Annotated in this window: 15 protein-coding genes and 1 riboswitch; of the genes, 13 read left to right on the top strand and 2 right to left on the bottom strand. The window is 38.5% G+C overall.

The genetic code is table 11. From position 1 onward, the window contains the following. Positions 1–296: 296 nt before the first annotated feature. Positions 297–875, bottom strand: a complete 579-nt coding sequence (locus ASE01S_RS09320) for a TetR/AcrR family transcriptional regulator (protein WP_067841375.1) — start codon at positions 873–875, stop codon at positions 297–299. 321 nt (positions 876–1196) lie between these two features. On the opposite strand from ASE01S_RS09320, the gene ASE01S_RS09325 reads away from it, so the two are divergent. The 13 genes from ASE01S_RS09325 (at position 1197) to ASE01S_RS09385 (ending at position 18635) form a co-directional block, all read left to right on the top strand. Beyond that, on the top strand, positions 1197–2582 hold the full coding sequence (locus ASE01S_RS09325) for a PTS transporter subunit EIIC (protein WP_245630352.1): 1386 nt from the start codon (positions 1197–1199) through the stop codon (positions 2580–2582). A 124-nt stretch (positions 2583–2706) separates the two neighbouring features. Next, complete coding sequence (locus ASE01S_RS09330) at positions 2707–4587, top strand: oxidoreductase (RefSeq protein ID WP_067841378.1); 1881 nt, start codon at positions 2707–2709, stop codon at positions 4585–4587. 91 nt (positions 4588–4678) lie between these two features. After that, a complete protein-coding gene (locus ASE01S_RS09335) occupies positions 4679–6559 on the top strand; it encodes an oxidoreductase (RefSeq protein ID WP_067841380.1) in 1881 nt (626 codons plus the stop codon). 741 nt (positions 6560–7300) lie between these two features. Beyond that, on the top strand, positions 7301–8095 hold the full coding sequence (locus tag ASE01S_RS09340) for an IclR family transcriptional regulator (RefSeq protein ID WP_067841383.1): 795 nt from the start codon (positions 7301–7303) through the stop codon (positions 8093–8095). A 26-nt stretch (positions 8096–8121) separates the two neighbouring features. Continuing rightward, on the top strand, positions 8122–9141 hold the full coding sequence (locus ASE01S_RS09345) for an ABC transporter ATP-binding protein (RefSeq protein ID WP_067841385.1): 1020 nt from the start codon (positions 8122–8124) through the stop codon (positions 9139–9141). Next, positions 9131–10177, top strand: coding sequence for an ABC transporter ATP-binding protein (locus tag ASE01S_RS09350; RefSeq protein WP_067841387.1), 1047 nt, complete (start codon positions 9131–9133; stop codon positions 10175–10177). Before ASE01S_RS09345 ends, ASE01S_RS09350 begins: the two co-directional genes overlap by 11 nt. Before the next feature lie 58 nt (positions 10178–10235). Beyond that, positions 10236–11447 carry a dipeptidase gene (locus tag ASE01S_RS09355; RefSeq protein WP_067841389.1) on the top strand — a complete coding sequence of 404 codons (1212 nt, stop codon included), beginning with the start codon at positions 10236–10238 and terminating at the stop codon, positions 11445–11447. Between the two features lie 14 nt (positions 11448–11461). Continuing rightward, positions 11462–13096: an ABC transporter substrate-binding protein gene (locus ASE01S_RS09360; RefSeq protein ID WP_067841391.1), complete on the top strand. Its 1635-nt coding sequence runs from the start codon at positions 11462–11464 to the stop codon at positions 13094–13096. 60 nt (positions 13097–13156) lie between these two features. Then, positions 13157–14107, top strand: coding sequence for an ABC transporter permease (locus ASE01S_RS09365; RefSeq protein WP_067841394.1), 951 nt, complete (start codon positions 13157–13159; stop codon positions 14105–14107). A 12-nt stretch (positions 14108–14119) separates the two neighbouring features. Further along, entirely contained in the window at positions 14120–15010 is an 891-nt protein-coding gene (locus ASE01S_RS09370; protein ID WP_067841397.1) for an ABC transporter permease, read from the top strand. 21 nt (positions 15011–15031) lie between these two features. Further along, a complete protein-coding gene (locus ASE01S_RS09375; protein ID WP_245630354.1) occupies positions 15032–15859 on the top strand; it encodes an alpha/beta fold hydrolase in 828 nt (275 codons plus the stop codon). Between the two features lie 490 nt (positions 15860–16349). After that, positions 16350–16823, top strand: a complete 474-nt coding sequence (locus ASE01S_RS09380) for a hypothetical protein (RefSeq protein ID WP_067841401.1) — start codon at positions 16350–16352, stop codon at positions 16821–16823. A gap of 276 nt (positions 16824–17099) precedes the next feature. After that, positions 17100–18635, top strand: coding sequence for a bifunctional metallophosphatase/5'-nucleotidase (locus ASE01S_RS09385; protein ID WP_067841403.1), 1536 nt, complete (start codon positions 17100–17102; stop codon positions 18633–18635). A gap of 281 nt (positions 18636–18916) precedes the next feature. Here ASE01S_RS09385 and ASE01S_RS09390 read toward each other — a convergent pair whose 3' ends face one another. Beyond that, positions 18917–20608, bottom strand: coding sequence for a cellulase family glycosylhydrolase (locus tag ASE01S_RS09390; RefSeq protein ID WP_245630353.1), 1692 nt, complete (start codon positions 20606–20608; stop codon positions 18917–18919). Positions 20609–20933: 325 nt separating this feature from the next. Beyond that, positions 20934–21038, top strand: a riboswitch (SAM riboswitch). The last annotated feature ends 66 nt before the right edge of the window (positions 21039–21104 follow it).

The following is a 21104-nucleotide window of genomic DNA, read 5'->3' on the forward strand; positions in this document are numbered from 1 at the left end:
TATCCTGTCTATTAAGTAAAGGCTCTTGGTTAATCGGTATGTTCACAATTCTAGCCCTATGTAGGATATCTGATTTGGGAGTCTATTAACACAAGTTCTTAGTCATATATCACATGATATGCCCTCGGTTATTCAAGTGAGATGATCGAGGGCATGGTCTAAAGAAATTATAGGAGTGGAATCTGACCAAACACAATAGCATGACCAGTTATCGATCTTTGGATAGTAAGATAGATATTAATGGCGCAAGTCTGTGGCAAAAAGGCACAGCATCATCTTGGCAATGGCTAAGGTAGTTACAGATGAGCTGTCTTGAAAAATTGATTATTTAAAATGAAGATTAATTGGCGCTCCATATGCTCTGGTGAATCTCTATAATCAGATTTTATCCATTCTAAAATTAGGCCTAAAATGCCATAGGCAAGGTATGTAACGAAGTAATCCGCATTAATCGCCGAGTTTAATTTTGAGGTGCTAACCTTCTTTTTAAATTCATCAGAAAATTTAGCAATAAAAGTATCATGGATATTAGGAATAGGCTCAGACGTTTTCCACAAATTAAAAAATTCTTTTTTTTGATAAATATAATTAAAGATGTTTTTTTCCGAATAAATTAAGGTATGGTCATCTTTGATTGAATAAAAAAAAGCAGACACTAGACCATTTAGTAAACTATTGTTAAGTTCCTCAACAAGCTCTTCTTTATATTGATAATGAAAGTAAAAGGTGCTTCTATTGTAGTCTGCCCGCTCAACTATATCTGTCACTGAAATATTTTTATACTCCTTTTCAAATAACAAATCAATAAATGCTTTTTTTAACATTTTTTTGGTTTTTCTCACACGCCGATCCTCTGATTTGTTTTCCTTACACATGACTATACCCCCAATTCATAAGGTGTAAATTCAAGTTGAAATTCCCAAACGTATATGTTTATTTTATCATTTACTCTACTGATTAGGAACATGCTATTGCATATGGTATTTATTTTTGAAAATATCAAACACTTTTGCAAAAGATGTAGGCTATTAGACACTTAGGGGAATTTTAGTGGTTGATGTTTTAGCCTGCTAAACATTAAGATAAAAACAGATAAGCTTATCGATGGTTTTAAAGAACGTTCAATCCAAATTTTGATAAATGTTTTAAACATTAACTTATGAAAGCGGATACTTTATTTTTGGAGGTGTAATTGAGTGAATGATAGAGAGCAGTTTGTGAATGAAATATTAGCAGCATTAGGTGGGGAAGAAAATGTGCTAACCATGACTCACTGTGCAACTAGATTACGGTTCTCTTTACGAGATAATACTAAACTAGACCTAGATACGCTAGAGGCTAATTCCAAAATATTAGGTGTAGTAGCTAAAAACGGTAATTACCAATTAATTATTGGGACAAATGTTGCGCAGGTATATAAGGAAATAATTGATATAACAGGTCCATTCTCTTCACAAGCAACAGAAGCATCTGATCAGGATCAAAGTGAGCCAAAATCAAAAGGGAATATTTTGGATCGGTTTTTATCAACGATCTCATCCATCTTTACACCTTATATTCCAGTATTAGCAACCTCAGGGATTATTCTAGGACTGATTGCATTAGCAGAAAACTTTGGTTGGCTAGCAGAAAATAGTCCGACTTCTATTACGCTAAATGCAACTGGGAATGCTCTATTATTCTTTTTTCCTATTTTATTAGCATTTACGGCTGCTAGTAGATTTGGCGCAAATCCGTATATCGGTGCAACGATTGGTGCAGCTTTGATGCACCCGGATTTAAGTGCCATTCTAGTCTCAGGTGAAAAATTGGATTTCCTTGGTGTTCCATATATTGCAATGAATTTTGGCAATACCGTCATCCCAATCGTAATTGCCATTTGGGCATTTAGTTACCTTGAGAAAGGATTAAAGAAATACTTACCACGACCACTCCAGTTTACTCTTGTTCCATTTTTATCGCTTAGTATCATGGTTCCATTGTGTTTACTCGTGTTTGGTCCAATTGGCAACATGTTAGCTACAGGTATTGCCAATATTTATCTATTTTTTGTAGAAGGCAATGTTTTATTATTAAGTTTGTTTTTTGGTGCATTCTTTATCTTTGTCATTATGCTAGGTTTGCACTGGGTTATCCTTCCTATTCAATTGCAAATTTTATCTGAGCAAGGTTTTGAATATTCATTAGCAGCTGGCGGTATGGGAGGATATGCGTTATTAGGGATTTCATTAGCTGTCCTCGTCTTTAATAAAGACAAAAAACTAAAAGAAGTAGCCGGTTCATCAGCTTTTGTTAATTTAATATCTGGTATAACCGAGCCAGCACTTTATGGGATATGTTTAAAAAGTAAGCACTATTTCATTTCTTTAATCTTAGGTGGTGCAGCAGGTGGACTTGTCTGTGGTCTTTTCCAAGTCTACGTCAAAGCTTTTGCCTTTGGTGGAATTCTTGGATTACCAGCTTTTGCGGCGGCAACAGAGGTCTTTCCTTTCTATTTACTTAGTGTATTTTCTTCGATTGCGGTAGGCTTTATTGTCACATTTTTAATTGAAAAAAGCAGAAAAAAACGTTCAATAACCTAAATTCAAGTCATACATGGATTGCTCAATATACAATTGGTAATCCATGTATCACTTTATCAATGTTTTTTCTTCTTTCCCGGGGGATGATTAAATAACTAAGAGAAAGTAAAGGAAGGTGGAAAAAATGAAATTTCCTCATTTATTTAAACCCATTAAAGTAAATCAATTAATTTTCCATAATAGAATTATTGCAACACCAGCTGGTCCTTATCAAGATAAGGCCATTGGCGGTGCGGGTACAATTATAACGGGAAGCGCTAATGTTAGTCGAAAACGATCCAGCTACTCCCGACCTGATGATCCGTATATATTTGACAAATATCATCGCGAAGAAACTAAAAATCGGATATTTGTGGCTAAACAAGCAGGTGCTAAGGCATCTTTAGAATTAATTCACGCAGGTCTTTATGCTCGTGTAGATGATTATGCATATGGTCCTGTCAGCTTTACTAGAGATGATGGTACTGAAGTTCGAGCGATGACAGAAAAAGACATGATTGAAGTAGCTAATGACTGGGCTGAGACAGCCAAACATGCCAAGGAAATGGGCTTTGATCTTGTGATGTTGCACTTTGGTCATGGGTGGCTTCCAGCACAATTTTTATCACCACTTTTTAATAAAAGGGAAGATCAGTATGGAGGTAGTTTTGAAAATCGAATTAAGTTTCCAGTGATGATTATTGATCAAGTACGCAAGGCAGTAGGCCCTGATTTTGTTATAGATATGCGCATTAGTGCATCGGAATGTGTGGATGGTTCAATTGAATTTAGTGAGGTTCTCAATTTTATTAAATTAATAGAAGACAAGATCGATATGGTTCATATTTCAGCTGGATTAGATATTGATTCCGAGGGGAATGTTCATGCTGTTACAACGATTTTTAAAGAGCATATGCCTAATGTTGAATGGGCAGCTGAGGTAAAGCACCATGTCAAGATTCCTGTAACGGTGGTTGGTGCGATTATGAGTCCAGAAGAAGGTGAAGCTATTATAGCTTCAGAAAAAGCTGATTTTATAGCGTTAGGTCGTCCTTTAATTGCCGATCCATTTTGGCCTCAAAAAGCGAAAGAAGGACGAGATGAAGATATTGTACCCTGTTTGCGCTGTCAATATTGTTACCATATCTCTACAGACAGAAAGAATGTCGGGTGTTCTGTTAACCCAAGGTATCATAAAAAACATCTCGTCCCATTAGAATTGGATAAAGCAAAACGAAAGAAACGCGTAGTCGTAATAGGAGGCGGCCCTGCTGGGATGAAAGCAGCATTGGTAGCTGATGAACGCGGTCATGAAGTTATTTTAGTTGAAAAATCAGCCGAACTAGGTGGCGCATTAATTTATGCGAAATATGAAGAGCTGAAAGTGGATTTATACAATTATATGATGTATTTGATTAGACAAATCAACAAATCAAAGGTCAACGTTATGTTAAATACAGAAGCTTCGGCTGATTTTATTAAAACACTATCTCCTGAAGCTATTATTGTAGCTATTGGTGCAAATCCATTTACGCCCCCAATTAAAGGAGTCAATCAAGAGCATGTATGGCAAGCCTTAGATGTCTATGGTCATGTCGATCAGCTTGGTCAAGATGTAGTGATAATCGGAGGCGGATCTACTGGGTGTGAATTAGGCTTAGAACTCGCCAAAAATGGCCGAAATGTAACGCTACTTGAGGGGACAAGTAAATATGCTGCTAATGGTAACACGCTCTATCGGACTGGATTAAAGCAAGCCATCGAAAAAGAAAAAAACTTGTCTATTGAGTTAAATGCCTTCTGCCAAGAAATCAAACCAGATGGTGTAGCTTTCTCGAAAAATGGTAAAGAAGAGTTTGTTTCTGCCCAAAGCGTGATTTTATCAACAGGAATGAGAGTGGATCAACATTTTGTCGAATCATTTTATAATATTGTTCCCGATACGTTTGTTATAGGTGATGCCTATAAAGTTAGGAATGTGATGGATGCGACTAGAGAAGGTTACTTTACGGCCAAGAATATCTAAAAACTTAAATTGAGCCACAGGTTAAGGACCTTATCAGTGATCGCTTTAATCGTTTGTGTTTAATCATATCACATAGAATGAGGGTGTAAAAATGAAATTTCCAAATTTGTTTAAACCAATGAGAATTAAAAATGTTATCTTTAACAATCGAATTATTGCAACACCAGCGGGTCCTTTTCAAGATAAGGCTTTAGGTGGAGCGGGTGTGATTATTACTGGCAGTGCTAATGTGAGTCGTAAAAGAGCAAGTTATTCAAGACCAGACGAGCCTTATATCTTTGATAAATATGAAAGAGAAGCAACGAAAAAACGTGTTGTCATTGCTCATCAAGCTGGTGCTAAGGCCTCATTAGAACTGATCCATTCTGGTCAATACGCACGTGTGGATGATTATGCGATTGGACCTGTTGGATATGTAAGGAATGATGGCATTGAAGTAAAAGCAATGGATGAACAGATGATGAACGAGGTGGCTAACGATTGGGCGGTTACGGCCAAGAATGCTAAAGAAATGGGCTTTGACCTTGTTATGCTTCATTTTGGCCATGGCTGGTTACCGGCAGAATTTTTGTCCCCTTTATTTAATAAACGGACAGATAAATTTGGTGGAAGCTTTGAAAATAGAGCTCGATTCCCTAAGATGATTATTGATCGAGTTCGTGAAGCAGTCGGTCAGGATTTTATCATTGACATGCGAATAAGTGCCTCGGAATGTGTTGATGGCTCCATTGAATTCGATGATGTCTTAAAGTTTATTAAACTAGTAGAGGACCAATTGGATATGGTTCACATTTCTGCAGGACTTGACCTCAATCATGAGGGCAATGTTCATATGGCTCCAACCATTTTTAAAGAGCATATGCCTAATGTAGAATGGGCAGCCGAGGTTAAGCGGCATGTAAGCATCCCCGTAACCGTTGTAGGCGCAATAATGAATCCGAGTGAGGCTGAGTCTATCCTTGCAGAAGGAAAAGCTGACTTCATCGCATTAGGTAGACCGCTTATTGCGGATCCTTTTTGGCCCGCTAAAGCCAAGGAGGGACGAGACGAGGACATTGTTCCATGCTTACGCTGTCAATTCTGTTATCATATTTCTACTGAACGTAAAAATGTTGGTTGTTCAGTAAATCCTAGATACACACGACCAGATCTTGTCCCTCTACAGGTTCCTAAAGCTGAAGATAAGAAAAGAGTTGTCGTTATTGGTGGTGGGCCTGCAGGAATGAAGGCTGCACTTGTTGCCGATCAAAGAGGACATGAAGTCATTTTAATTGAAAAGGAAAAAGAGCTCGGTGGGGCTTTACGATATGCAGAATATGAGGAGCTAAAAATTGATCTCTATCATTACATGAAGTATTTGATCACACAAATTGATAAATCAAAGGTAACAGTAATGCGTAACGTAGAAGCGACCAAAGCTATTATTGATGATTTAACTCCAGATGCTGTTATCATAGCTATTGGTGCTAAGCCGTTTACACCACCGATCAAAGGTGTAGAACTACCCCATGTCGTACAGGCTCTTGATGTATATGGTAGGATTGACCAACTTAGTGATCAAATTGTTTTGATCGGAGGAGGGTCGACAGGCTGTGAATTAGGAATTGAACTGGCTCGTAATGGTAAGCATGTGACCATCTTAGAAGGAACAGATCAACTTGCAAGTAATGGAAATATGCTGTACCGGATTGGTTTGAGACAAACAATGGAGCAGGAGGACAACCTAGATTGGGAATTAAATGCATATTGCCAGGAAATAACCAATCAAGGTGTGAAATATTTACAAGATGGCATCGAAAAATTTATAGATGCCGGAACGGTCATTATGTCAACTGGTATGCGGGCAAATCCTGCACAGAATGAATCTTTTTATGGTAGTGTAGTTGATACATTTGTTATTGGAGATGCCATCAAACCAAGAAATGTGATGGATGCAACTAGGGAAGCCTATTTTATAGCAGCTAACCTCTAAGACATTTACATTAAAAAAACTAATATCTTTATTTTTTTATTAGCATTAAGCATCAGGTGTTTTAGCCGACAAACAAGACATGATTAGAAAGTCTTAAGCCGGTAGTTGATCCTTCAACAGGGAATAACCTTTAATGGTTGCTCCCTGTTTTTTTATCGCAGTGTAACTGGATGGGGCTGCGATTACTCGCCCCATCGAAGGGCTTTTGTAAGACTCCCCCTTCAAGAAATAAGGGAACACGTCAGTCTAAATCGGAGATCCAACAGCCAGTAACGGCCTGATTGGTTCAACTAATGTTCAGTTGGGAGAGAGGAAGCTAACTAAGTTTGCGACGTCGTGTCGCAACGACGACTGCACGAGCACATCCTATGCGTAGCCCCCCAATGAACGAAGTTTCACTTTATATACCTACCTAAATTTGATGGTTAACTTCATTCAGCAAAAGTCTCCCACTTCTACGGACGCCGCAGATTTTCTACGAAATTTATCGAGCTTCACCGATAAATTCTGGGCAAATAGGCCGAGGCCATTTGATCCGTTTATGCTAATAAAAAGTAAAAATATAGTTTAATTATAAAAATAAACCAAAAGAAAACGGTTAATTTTAAATTAAATACGAAAATTCAGACTTTTTCGTAAAAAAAGGTAACATAGCTATTGAAATATTAAAATTTCATGATATATTCTTAATAATAATAAAATTCGGAATATTGGTTCTATTATAGAACCAAGGGATTGATGGTGATCTATTTGAGTTCAAAAACGGTAATGAAGGCATTAAATGTTCTAGAGAAGTTTACGGTCGATCGACCAACTTGGGGATTAAGAGAGCTTGCACGAGAATTAGATATGAGTCACACGATAGTGCATCGTTTGCTATCAACCTTTGAAACGAGAGGCTATCTATTTCAAAATCCAGAAACACAAAAGTATGAGCTTGGCATTAAATTTATGGAGCTTAGTAATGTTGTTGAGGAGAATCTTAAACTCTCGCAATGGATCGAGCCGATTATGAAACAAGTTGCTGAGGAAACAGGTGAAAGTGTTGTACTTACCTTACTAGATAACAGTGAAGGGCTTTTCGCCAAAATTGTCGAGAGTAACCGTCAAGTTCGCTTTGCAGAATCGATTGGTAAACGATCGCCTCTTTATAAAGGAGCTTCTCATAAAGTTATCTTAGCTTTTTTACCAGAAGAAGTGCAATTAGAAATTGCTCAGCAGGGAATGCTTGAATCAGCAGAGGAGATAGTTTCATCTGATCTGTTTTTGACTAAGCTCGCTGAAATCAAACGAAGAGAATGGGCTTATACATCTGGGGAGACGATTCAAGAGGTTGCCGCCATCTCTGTTCCACTTTTTGATTATCAAAAACAGGTGCTTGGTTCCTTATCCGTTGCAGGGCCGGTTTATCGGATAGAGCAGGTTAATCCAGAACAAGTTGCATCTATACTGAAAAGAAATTGCTTGGAATTATCATCCATCTTAAGTAAAGTTTGTTTTCCGACTAGAAGAAACTATTTGTTAAAGCAGTTATAAGTCTTGCGACGAAAAGAGGGGTTAAATTGGCTAAAATCTTAGAAGTTAAAAATCTCGTTACAGGCTATCGGGGGAAAGACGGCTTTATCAAAGCTGTGGATGGTGTATCGTTTGATATTGAAAAAGGTGAAACCGTGTGTATTGTCGGTGAATCCGGTAGCGGTAAAAGTGTAACTTCAATGAGTATTATGAGATTAGTTGAATATGAGAATGGCCAGATCTTAGATGGTGAGATTATCTTTAATGGTGAAGATCTTACAACTAAAAATGCCGAACAAATGCGAAAAATCAGAGGATCAAAAGTATCGATGATCTTTCAGGAGCCGTTAACGGCACTTAATCCTGTTTTTACTGTAGGTAAGCAAATCAGTGAATCCATTCTTTTTCACCAAAAAATGACCAAACAGGAAGCATTAATTAAGGCGGAGGAATTACTTTCACTGGTTGGTTTATCTGAACCAAAGACTCGATTAAAGCAGTATCCTCATGAATTATCTGGTGGGATGAGACAGCGAGTCATGATTGCGATGGCCTTGGCGACAAATCCGGAATTACTTATTGCAGATGAACCAACAACGGCACTTGATGTCACGATTGAAGCACAGATTCTTGAGTTGCTCCGTAAGCTCAGAGAACAAAATGATATGTCGATCATGCTGATTACCCATGATATTGGGGTTGCTGTAGAGATGTCGCATCGCATTATTATTATGTATGCTGGGAAGGTTATGGAAATTTCTGAAACTTCAGATATCATTCGTAAACCTTACCATCCTTATACGAAGGCGTTGCTAGAATCTGTTCCAACTATGGATGGCGAGCGTGGTACCGAATTGAAATCCATTAAAGGTTCTATCCCAAGCTTAAATCAATTACCTAAGGGGTGTCGCTTTGCTCCACGTTGCCCATTAGCAACTGAGCAGTGTCACAGTCAAGAACCACCACTCGTTGCTAAGGATAATAGACAAGTAGCCTGTTGGCATGTTGATAAATTTATTAATCAAGCTGATACCGAGCAAGGAAGGGAGGGTGATTATGTTGAGTGAAGACAAACGTCAGCAGGAACCACTTGTTGAAGTCAAACATTTAAAAAAGTATTTTGAAGTTAAAGAAAGCGGGGGTGTCAAGAGAAAGAAAAAAGTGATTAAAGCCGTTAACGATGTATCATTGACGATATATCAAGGTGAAACACTAGGTTTAGTAGGAGAATCAGGATGTGGTAAGTCAACATTAGGTCGAAATATCTTACGGCTTCAAGAGCCGACTGATGGTGAAGTGATCTTCCACGATCAAGATATTTTAACTTACAACAAGAAGCAATTAAGACAAATCAGAAATAAAATGCAAATTATTTATCAAGATCCATTCGGCTCACTTAACCCTAGGTTTACTATTGGCCAAAGTATCAGTGAGATGTTTAAAATTCATGGGTTATATACACCAAAGGAACGCGAGGAGCGGACGAAGGAGCTGTTAGAGCTTGTTGGTTTAGATCCAAACCGCTATCATAGCTATCCTCATGAATTCTCAGGCGGGCAAAGGCAGCGAGTAGGCATTGCACGAGCCTTAGCGCTGAATCCTGAATTTATTGTCGCAGATGAGCCTGTTTCAGCTTTAGATGTATCCGTACAATCACAGATTATTAATTTGCTGATGAAGTTAAAAAAGGACTTTGGCTTAACGTTACTATTTATTGCACACGGCTTGAATGTAGTTAGACACATTTCCGATCGAGTGGGTGTGATGTACTTAGGGAAACTCGTCGAAATTTCAGAGACAGACAATATATTCGATAGTCCTGCGCACCCATATACAGCAGCGCTACTATCCACTGTCCCTGATCCAAACCCAGAGAAGCGCAGAGAGCGCATCGTCTTAGAAGGTGAGGTGCCTTCACCAGCTTCCCCACCTTCTGGTTGTAGCTTTAGGACACGCTGTCCACTCGCTACCGAACGATGCAAGCAGGTTGTACCTGAATTACAAGAAGTACGAAGCGGTCACTTCGTCTCTTGTCACTACCCTTTGGCAAAAGGGCAAACCTTACTCGATGCTATTAAAGAAAAGCAAACAAGTAAAGTGTAAGTGATTAACACTCACTTCCATTTTATCACAATCTAAAAAATAAAGGGAGTTTTTTAATATGGCAAGTGTTGATAACAAAAAGAACTATGATGGCTATAAAGCGTTTCAATATTTAGAACCTGGTGTAGATTATAAAGAATATAAATTAGCAAAGGAAATTGGACGTGTGCCAGCCTTTGATTATCCAGTCAGTGAAGAAGAAGAAGCGATTGTACAAGAGATCTTTCGTAACGATACCATCATTTCGATGCATGAGCATACCTTTATTGCGCCAGAGGACTTAACAGAATTTTACGAGTTTCGTCGTACCGGCCGAGACTTTACAGCATATGAGGCTTTAAGTCAATCAGGCTTAGATGTTATTTTTGAAAATTTCATGGATGGAACAGCGATGGTGACATCTCAAGCAGGTTGGAAATGGTCAGATGTTATTCATGATATAGGAATTCGTTATAGCGATATTGCTCACCAAGATATGATCATTAAAGCAGAGCGTTTAGAGGATATCTACCGTGCCAAGAAAGAAGGTAAGATTGCCTTTGTTGGTGCACTAGAATCATGTACGATGATTGAAAATGAACTTGATCGTTTAGATATTTTATACGGTTTTGGGATTCGAACAATGGGAGTTGTCTATTCTGAAGCAAACCAGCTTGGAGCCGGTTTAAGAGAACCGAATGATGCAGGGCTTACGGTGTTTGGTAAAGAAGCGGTTAAGCGAATGAATAAGCTTGGTATTACCATTGATGTCTCACATGCTGGGGACAAGACAGCACTTGATACGATTGAAACGAGTGATGCCCCTGTTACCATCAACCATGCTGGTGCAAGAGGGCTATGGAATACAAATCGGATGAAGCCAGATGATGTCATTAAAGCTTGTGCGGAAAAAGGTGGCGTTATTGCGATTGAAGCTGCTCCGCACTCAACGGTAACAGCTAAACATCCACAGCATAGTATCGAATCGTTTATGGAGCATTTTGAATATGTGGCGAATCTTGTCGGAATTGATCATGTTGCCTTTGGACCAGATACGCTTTTCGGTGACCATGTCGGCTTACACGATGTCTTATCTGGACAGCTTTCAATTAAGAGCTCACAAAAATCTGATCTACAACGTGTTGAGTATGTTAAAGGATTAGAAAATCCGGCTGAATGCTTCCCTAATATTGTTCGTTGGTTAGTTAAGCATGGCTACAGCAAAGAAGATATTCGTAAAGTCGTTGGAACAAATATCATTCGCGTATTAGAAGCAACATGGACGAAATAAGGAGGAAGATATAGATGAAAACAAAACGATGGCTTTTTCTAATCATGTTAGTTGTAACAATAGGTATGATCGCCGCTTGTGGTAGTAATGATGGTGATGGTGGCGAACAAGCAGAGCAACCAAGTGGTGAAACAGGAACAAGTGAACCAACTCAAGGTGGTAGTGTTTCCATTCCGATCGTAGCGGATCCAACGTTTAATCCTTGGCATCCAAGTGCTTATGCTGAATCAAACGTCATTAATCGTGTTATTTTTGATGGATTAACAAAGTTTGGTAAGGATGGACTACCAGCACCGAACTTGGCAGAAAACTGGGAAATATCTGATGATGGCTTAGTGTGGACGTTTAACCTACGCGATGATGTGAATTGGCATGACGGTGAACCATTTACTGCAGAAGACGTTGCCTTTACCTTTAATGAAATTGTCTTAGATCCAGATTTAGGTGCTAACAATGCCTCACACTTTTCACAGTTAGATCGCGTTGAGGTGATTGATGATTATACTGTTGATTTTCATTTAGCAAGTCCGGTAGCTGCTTTACCAGCTTATTTAAGCTTTAATACGGAAATTATTCCAGAGCATATTTTTGCAGGGGAAGATCCATGGGATTTAACATCCTTTAATAAAGAAAATCCTGTCGGTACAGGTCCATTTAAATTGAAAGAATATGTATCTGGGCAAAGGGTTGTCCTAGAACGAAATGATGATTACTTTGATCAAGTTGCTTATCTAGATGAAATTGAATATAAAGTATTAGCAGATGCCAACACACATGTGGCGCAATTATTAAGTGGAGAGTTAGATATTTTTGCACTTGATGATACATCTGCCATTGAACGCATTGAAAATGCAGATGATATTACGATTGTTGGTCGAGAAACACCACGCTTTTTCTGGCTTATCTTAAATCATAATCATGAAGAGTTTCAGGATAAACGCTTAAGTCAAGCTATGCTTCATGCGATCGATCGCCAAGCGATTATTGATACCGTGCTACAAGGGTATGGAACTATTGCGGATGCGGGTATCGCACCGATTTTAAGTGAATATTATACGACTGATGTTAAACGCTATGACTTTGATCAGGACAAGGCTCGCGAATTACTTGCTGAACTTGGTTATGAGGATTCAAATGGTGATGGCTTTGTTGAAAAAGATGGCGAACGTTTGACCATCACATTTGATGTAGGGATTCAAGGTGATCTTGAATCAATTGCTCAAATGATTCAACAATATTTAATTCAGGTTGGTATTGATGTACAACTAGAAACCATGGATTGGAACAGCATGATTGACAAAGTTGTGATTCAACGTGACTACGAAATGACACTTAACTGGTGGCGATATCCTGCTGATCCTGATTTAACCGCTTATATGCATTCTAATAGTGCAGATGGTAACAACATTCCAGCCTTTAGCAACGAAGAATTGGATAAATTATTAGAAGCAGGGGCACAAGCGAACTCAGTTGAAGAAAGACAGCAAATTTATCTTGAGGCTCAACAAGTCATGGCAGAGGAGTTACCATACATGTTCTTATGGTACCCACAAGAGGTTCAAGTAAGACAAAGCTCACTACAAGGGATTCCAGATCTTGCCTTTGGTGATGCGTTGTACTATACGAACGAATGGTATATTGAGCAGTAAAAGAATAAGTGCGCCTAAACAGGCGCACTTCTCATTATCGGATGTAAGGAGGAATGAACAGTGCTTCGATTCATACTTAATCGCTTAGGGCAGAGTGTTGTCCTGATGCTAATTGTGACGATGATTACGTTTTTTCTCATTAATTTAGCGCCAGGTGGGCCAACAGGTGCGATGCGTATGGAGGCTTCACCGGAAGAGCGTCAAGCCATTATTGAACGGCTAGGATTAGATCAACCGGTTATTGTTCGTTATGGGCAATGGCTCGGGGATGCTTTGCAGGGGGATTTGGGTACTTCATTTAATTCCAGCGAGCCTGTTATTAAACGTATTTTTGATCGATTGCCTTATACAATTGAACTCACGGTATTCACAGTTATTTTTTCCGTCACAATTGGGATAATTATCGGTGTGATTTCAGCGATTAAGCGTGGTAGGGCACAGGATCACTTCATCAATTTTTCAAGTGTCATAGGTTTATCTGTGCCGTCCTTTTGGTTGGGTTTAATGTTTATCTTACTCTTCTCGGTTGAACTCAAGTGGTTACCAGCATCAGGCGTTGGTCCGCGGGGAGAGGCGTTTGATTTAGTCACATACTTAAAGCATATTATTATGCCTGTGATCATCTTATCGATGACCATTCTCCCTAATATTGTACGATTTACCCGTTCCTCAATGCTTGAGGTCATCTCTCAGAATTATATTCGGACCATCCGGGCAAAGGGAGCAAAAGAATTTATTGTCTTATATATTCATGCACTTCGTAATGCGCTCATCCCAGTTATAACAGTGATTGGTGTCTTAATCCCAAGGTTATTAAGTGGTGCGGTTATAACGGAAACCATTTTTGGCTGGACAGGGATTGGCTCATTAATTATTGAGGCAGCTAACAGCCGTGACTATCCGTTAGTAATGGGGATAACAGTTGTCATAACCCTTGTTGTGGTCTTGAGTAACTTAGTAGTGGATTTGGTTTATTCTAAAGTTGATCCACGGGTAAAAAATCTTGCTTAGGAGGTGAATGAGTTGGAGACACCTGCAAATATTGAAACAGCACCAGAGGTAGAGCCTGTCCAACAGCGCAAGGTCACCTTCTGGACAAGCTTACATCGCAACAAAATCGCGATGCTAGCCTTTTGGTTTTTAATTGTGCTTCATGTAATTGTCTTTATTGGACCCTTAGTCTGGTCTTATACGCCAACGGAAATGACAACAACTGGTCCTTTAGCCAATTGGTCTTGGGCTCATCCTTTTGGGACAGATGATCTAGGACGTGATGTATTTGCGCGGATGCTACATGGTGGCCGGATTACATTACTTGTTGGTTTGGCGGCTATGCTGTTTTCCTTATTAATCGGAACAATTATCGGAGCATGTGCCGGCTTTTTTGGTAAAGTAGTTGAATCGATTTTAATGCGTGTGACAGAGGCAATGATGGCCATACCAAATTTCTTTTTCGTTCTAGTTGCTTTGACTGTATTAGGGACGAGTCCGATGATGGTTATTATTGTGATCGCCTGTTCAGGATGGATGGAAGTGGCACGGGTTGTTTATGGTGAAACACTGAAATGGAAGGAATATGAGTTTGTTGAAGCTGCTAATGCAGCGGGAGCAAAGCCCTTACGAATATTAATTAAATATATCATTCCTCAGGTTCTTCCATCCATCATTGTTTCAGGAACATTAATGATTGCATGGGCGATCTTAACCGAAAGTGCAATAAGTTATTTAGGCTTAGGGATTCAACCCCCAACCCCAACATGGGGCAATATGCTACAAAATGCGCAACAATATTTATGGACTGCGCCTGTACTAGGTATTCTGCCAGGGGCAGCGATTACGTTAATTGTGTTAGCGTATAATTTCTTAGGTGATGGGCTAAGAGATGCACTAGATCCTAAATTTGTTAAAAAATAAAGGAGCTGTTTGGTTGTGTTTATGACAGTTAATGATAATGAGCTTTATTATGAAATACACGGTAATCCGGACGGAGAGACGATCTTCTTTATCCACGGTGCACCAGGCTTAGGGGATTGCCGTAGTGATATTAAAGCATTTTCTGCATTAGGTGATGATTATCAACTGGTTTTTATGGATATGCGTGGTTCTGGTCGTTCTGAAGGAAAACCACCATTTACGCATGAGCAGTGGACAGCGGATATTGAAGAAGTCAGAAAAAAACTGGTTGGTAAACCGATTAAAATACTGGGTGGATCTTATGGTGGGTTTTTAACATTGGAATATGTGTTAAGATATCCCGACAGTGTGACACATGTATTACTAAGAGATACGGCACCAAGTAATGAATTTGATCATTTATCTGTAGATCGTGCTCTTGAGAGTAACCTTCCAGGAATTACAGAAGAGATGCTCCACAAATTATTTGAAGGTCGGGTTGATTCGAATGAAGAACTGAAGGAGATGTTTGCGGCGATTCAGCCTTTATACACGGTTGAATATGATGAAGCGGCAGTTAAAGAAAGAATTGACTCCATTTTTTATCGTTATGAGACGCATAACTTTGCCTTTAGTGAAAACAAACCAAATTTTAATTTAGTAAAGGATCTACACAAGATCAAGGTGCCCACTCTTGTAACAGTAGGTCGTCATGATTGGGTTACACCTGTTGTCTGTTCAGAAATTATTGCTGAGCATGTACCTAATTCAAAGCTCGTGATCTTTGAAAATAGTGGTCATTCGCCTCATGCAGAAGAGAATGAGGACTATTTAAAATTAGTTCGCCAGTTTTTACAAGAAAATAAATAATCTATACTAGGGCTGTCATTAAAACTGTAAAGTGTTTAATGACAGCCTTTTTATCGCAGTGTAACTGTCTGGGGTTGCGATTACTCGCTCCATCGAAGGGCTTTTGTAAGACTCCCCCTTCAAGAAATAAGGGAACACGTCTTGTCTAGAGAATCTGCATAAAAAAACAAACGCGATTAAGTAACTATGATCTTTCGATATTCAGAAATAATTTCGAGGAAATATAAAAATAAGTTTATATTGGAATTCTGTCTTACTGTTTGGCAAACTTAACGATAATTTCTCAAACTACCCTTAACACAGTTTTGTAGTTATGTTATCCTATAAATTGGAATTTTAATTCAATATATTTCAGGTAGGTATGTTATTGGATAACGCAAACAAGGATATCGGAGTTCATTCTGCAGGTAGCCAAGTTAATCAAAGAAATTATGGAACTGCTTTAGACCCACTTAAAATTTTTTTTAAAAAACAATTAAAGGATTAAGAAATGAAAAAGAGGATCATAATCATTTTGTTGGTAGGTACAATCCTTGCTCTAATCTTTCTTTGCTATGATAATCACAACGTTTCTGATCCTGAGAAGGTAAAAGAAGAAATGAAAGAAGCAGGAATTGAGTTTGCAATGTCAGGCTATTATTACTTCGGTTTCCTAGATCAAAGAGAAAAACAAGATAGTGAGTTTGAAATAGATTATTTTTACCATATGGATAATCACTTTCAGGATTATTATTATAGCATGTTCATAACCACGAAAGAAGATAAAGAACTGGCAGAAGACTATATCACATATTTTGAATCCATAGGTGGGTTAAGGCTATACTCAATACCGAGTACAGGTTTAAGTTTGAAAAACGGTGACTATATCACTTTTATTGTAAAATCTCCCATAAAAGAAGTATATCCTGCAAGGGTTGAGCAGATTGAAAATGTTGAAGTGTTACATGCTAGAGTTTTGAAGTAAGGTTAACAGAGTATTTTAAACGTTTATATACGAAAAATAATGGTCATAGTATTGGCCAATATTTTTGAGGAAACATGTATAAATCGAGCTGTGAATGCCCAGCAGTTAGTAGTCTTTGAATAGTGTAGCTTTGTTCATAAAAATGCAGGAAAGATGATGCATTTTTAATGAATACTTTATAAAATTTTTATCTTGGCTTACTTCGATTTTAAGGAATTTTGGTCAAACTAAAGGATAGCGATTCATTCCATTAACGGATAAGGGACGATAAAAAATATGCGAAAAAATCGAAAGCTTGGGCAGACAGGGCCATTTATCGTTATAATTGTTGCGGTCTTTTCAATGCTTTTGGCAACAAAGTTGCTAGCGGTTGTAGCTGAACAAGATGATATAATTGATGTAAAAATAATCCACACTAATGACTTGCATGCACAAATTGATGAATTTGCTAAAGTTGCTGCCTATATTAAGGGAGAAAGAGAAGCCGCTAGTCATTCACTTTATTTAGATGCTGGTGATATTTTTAGCGGTAATCCCGTTGTAGACTTGCAGCATGGTCAACCGATGGTTGATCTTCTTAATCATATTGGTGTTGATGCGATGACGATGGGTAATCATGATTTTGATTATGGTCAGAATGAAACCGTAAAACGGATAAGAGAAGCCAAATTTCCTTGGCTTAGTGCTAATATTAAAGTTAGCCAAGACACGCTTGTTGCTTTTCCACAGCCAGAGCCTTATCGAATCTTTGAAATTAATGGTGTGAAAATTGGTGTTTTAGGTTTAACAGAGGCACCACCTTCTACACCACCAGCCAATATAGCGGGGATTTCTTTTGATAACCCAATTAAAACAGCAAAACATTATCAATTTTTGGCGAAAAAAACAGACATTTTGATCGCTTTAACCCATATTGGCTTTAAAAAGGACTGCCAGTTAGCTAAAGAAGTAGATTTTTTTGATTTAATTATTGGAAGTCATTCACATACGACGCTTAGTGAACCTGTCATTGTGAACGGCACACCGATTGTTCAAACAGGTAGTAACGCCACCCATATTGGCAATGTCACACTAGCCTATAATCATCGAACGGGAGAGGTTAACTTAGTGGAGAGTCATTTACAACGCATTAGTGATCTAACCAAAATGGATGCAGTGATTCAAGAACAAATTGAACGATACAATCTAGCGATTGAGGAGTTGCTTCTAGAAGAGATTGGCTATACGGAAACAGGCTTAAATAAAAGCGGAAAAGCCGATACATCGCTAGGGAATTTTTTGACCGATGCCATGCTTCATTTTACTGGTGCAGAGGTGGCCTTTATTAATAATGGTGGTATTCGCGACAATATCCCAGTCGGTCCCATTACGCTTAATCATGTTCATACCATTGAACCATTTGCTAATAAGCTAATTGCTTATGAGATGACAGGGAAAGCATTAAAAGATGTGATAGCTTTCTCTTATCAAAGGCGTAATTCGGTTGACTTACAAACAGCTGGCTTACATTATACCATTTTAACAGACCATACAGGTCAATATGTCAATGTCGAGTTAGCCATTAATGGCCATGAAGTGGTGGATGATCAAACCTATAAGGTGGTAGTAGATGATTATATTGGGACAGGAGGAAGTGGTTATCACTTTGACGGCGTTGTGCTTGATACCTTATCAGGTACAATGAGGGAAGCAATGATTGCATATGCCAAGTATTTAACGGAAATGGGGTTACTTATAAATTATCAGCCTAATCATCGTATTGAAATTGAAGTGCTCGAGGATATGCCAGCTAAGGTTGAGTCGATTCGTTGATATGGGGCGGCTTAGTAAACGATATAGTCAATGTTAGTTTAGCCATAGTCCGCGCAGTGAGAACCTCAGAGGTAAATGGATTCCTTTTACAATAAAACGATCTATCTTATCATGGTAATTTTATTGTTTAGGGAGCCAAGCTAAAATGGGACAAGCTAGTGCCTGTCCCATAATTTTAGCGAATCATAACGGAACATGTTTAGTCTGCTTAACAAGAAAAGTTATTTTAAAGCATCGAAGTTGCACTTTATTGGAGCATACTAATGATGTTGCTGCCATATTTACTGATTGATCACGGTCCCAGTTACTTGTGATCCATTTTTCTCCACCTGATAGGTCACGGTTTCTCCACTCCAAAAATGCAGAGTTAAGATTACCGGCTGATTATCATGAACCTCATTGAAAAATCTTTCATATGGAAAGGTAATCAAATTTTGCTGATAATCTGGGGAGAACGCATAGCCAAATTCTTTATAACTTGTCCAATTTTGCGGTCCAGCGGGTTGCCCGTAATGATAGACAGCTTCCATTGTCGCAAGGTGGTTTCCTTTAAACTCGATTGGAATAGCAAAGTTAGCAACTGAATCGGTTGTATCGCTGAGTATCGGTTTGTCGTAAAGATGAAGATTAAAGTACCAATTTGCACCTTGATTAAATGAAGCAGTTAATTTTGCTTGATGACCAAGTTGATTATTTTGTGTCAGACTTTCTAGTAGGCTAGCTTTAATTGTTAGTAAATCATCATTTAATTGATAATCAACATTAGGATTTAGCCATTGGCCATCGATACTAAGGCCTGTAAATTGATTGCCATTCAAATTCAACTTAAGTGTAACATCGCTAACTGGCTGGCCTCGTTCAAGATAAATATAATCTGCCTCTGCCGTTGATGAGCGCCCAGACCAGCTTGCCTGCATAATGTCATAAAACTCATGATCATTCCATAGTAGCTCATGGCGGTTAAAATGTTGACCATTGTCCCAAAGCATATGCACCAAATTCTTTTCATTGGCATAATGGATCATGTACTCGAAGAACTTAAGCTTTTCACCTTGTTGGACGGTGCCAACATGAGTATCAAAGCCAAGTAAGCCGAATTCACCTATAACGACAGGAATTCCATTTGCTACAAATTGCTGATAAACACGATCAAAGGTTTCATGAATATGATCTTTTGTTTGCTGATCAAAGGTTGTGTGCCCAGCAATGTTGACACTGAATGGCCAGAAGCCATAGTAATGGATCGTTGAGATTAAATGTGGATCGTTGGTATGAATCATCCAATGGTAAAGTGAATTGAGTTTTTCTGGCTCAGCTCCTGTATCCATTGTCGGAATAACCAATGGCCGAATAGCATTATTGCCACCTGAACCTCTTACAATATTATAGAAGGATGTGTTTAATTGATCTAAATAGCCTTGGGCCGTATTTGCATCTGTTTGAAATCGAGGTTCATTAATACTTTCAAACATGAGGTCAATTGGGTAGTCTTTAAAATGATTAGCTAATTGCTCCCAAATAGCATTAAATCTTGCTATCGTTGCTTGGTGGTTGTTTGGCATGCCGGTTTCAAGCCAAATCCAAGAATCATGATGAATATTAATCATCACTTTCATGCCAGCTTCTAAAGACCAGTCAACAGTATCGGTTATACGCTCGAGAAAATCATCATTTATCCTATAGTTTGGCGTACCACTCATTCGCTGATCAAAAGTAATGGGAATACGAATACTATTGAAGCCTTGCTCGGCAATCGAATCAATTAATACTCTGGTAACACGTGGGTTGCCCCATGCTGTTTCATCATATCCAACAGCATCATAGGTATTTCCTAAATTCCATCCAGGCTGCATATCCTCTACGTAGGCCTCAATATCATACTGAGCGGCTTGTACATCTTCAACTGTTATGCTAATCACCGACATAATCAAGAGTAACATTAATAGAAGGATAACCTTAACTTTGGTTTTCACGATAAAACGCCCTTTCCATTAATTTTTTATTTTGCGGTTTAACACAGTTGCTCGATTGCCTTTCTTCCGTTCCACCTCCTTTACAAAGAGAATAAGCGTAGAGCCCAATTGATGTGAGTAAACAGTTGGAGTAAACGCTTTCATGGATAGTTTAACATACTAATAAATGTAAATTATACTGTAAAAATTAGAGTATTTATCCAGTACAATTTAGAGGTTCTCTGATTTAAATAAAGAATGTTTAGATCTACCTAAATAAATTATTTTAACAAACTAAATGACTTGGTATAAGGTACCAATATATGTTATAATTAGGTCAACAACCTGATTATAGAGAGTGGACGAGAGAACTGGCTTTATGACTCCACGGCAACCTGCCTTTAGGTAAGGTGCCCCAACCAGCAAAGCATATTGCTTTGGATGATGACGTATATATACTTACTGTAGATCACCTCTTTCATCATCCAAGAAGAGGTGTTTTTGTTTGTCACTCTTT

This window comes from Amphibacillus sediminis NBRC 103570, from assembly GCF_001552275.1.
In the GTDB taxonomy this organism is placed as follows: domain Bacteria; phylum Bacillota; class Bacilli; order Bacillales; family Amphibacillaceae; genus Amphibacillus_B; species Amphibacillus_B sediminis.

Bases quoted from the DNA above. Each gene is read 5' to 3' on its own strand.
- ASE01S_RS09335 (WP_067841380.1), top strand. From the start codon at position 4,679: ATGAAATTTCCAAATTTGTTTAAACCAATGAGAATTAAAAATGTTATC.
- ASE01S_RS09360 (WP_067841391.1), top strand. From the start codon at position 11,462: ATGAAAACAAAACGATGGCTTTTTCTAATCATGTTAGTTGTAACAATA.
- ASE01S_RS09375 (WP_245630354.1), top strand. From the start codon at position 15,032: ATGACAGTTAATGATAATGAGCTTTATTATGAAATACACGGTAATCCG.
- ASE01S_RS09385 (WP_067841403.1), top strand. From the start codon at position 17,100: ATGCGAAAAAATCGAAAGCTTGGGCAGACAGGGCCATTTATCGTTATA.
- ASE01S_RS09330 (WP_067841378.1), top strand. From the start codon at position 2,707: ATGAAATTTCCTCATTTATTTAAACCCATTAAAGTAAATCAATTAATT.
- ASE01S_RS09380 (WP_067841401.1), top strand. From the start codon at position 16,350: ATGAAAAAGAGGATCATAATCATTTTGTTGGTAGGTACAATCCTTGCT.
- ASE01S_RS09350 (WP_067841387.1), top strand. From the start codon at position 9,131: ATGTTGAGTGAAGACAAACGTCAGCAGGAACCACTTGTTGAAGTCAAA.
- ASE01S_RS09320 (WP_067841375.1), bottom strand. From the start codon at position 875: ATGTGTAAGGAAAACAAATCAGAGGATCGGCGTGTGAGAAAAACCAAA.
- ASE01S_RS09355 (WP_067841389.1), top strand. From the start codon at position 10,236: ATGGCAAGTGTTGATAACAAAAAGAACTATGATGGCTATAAAGCGTTT.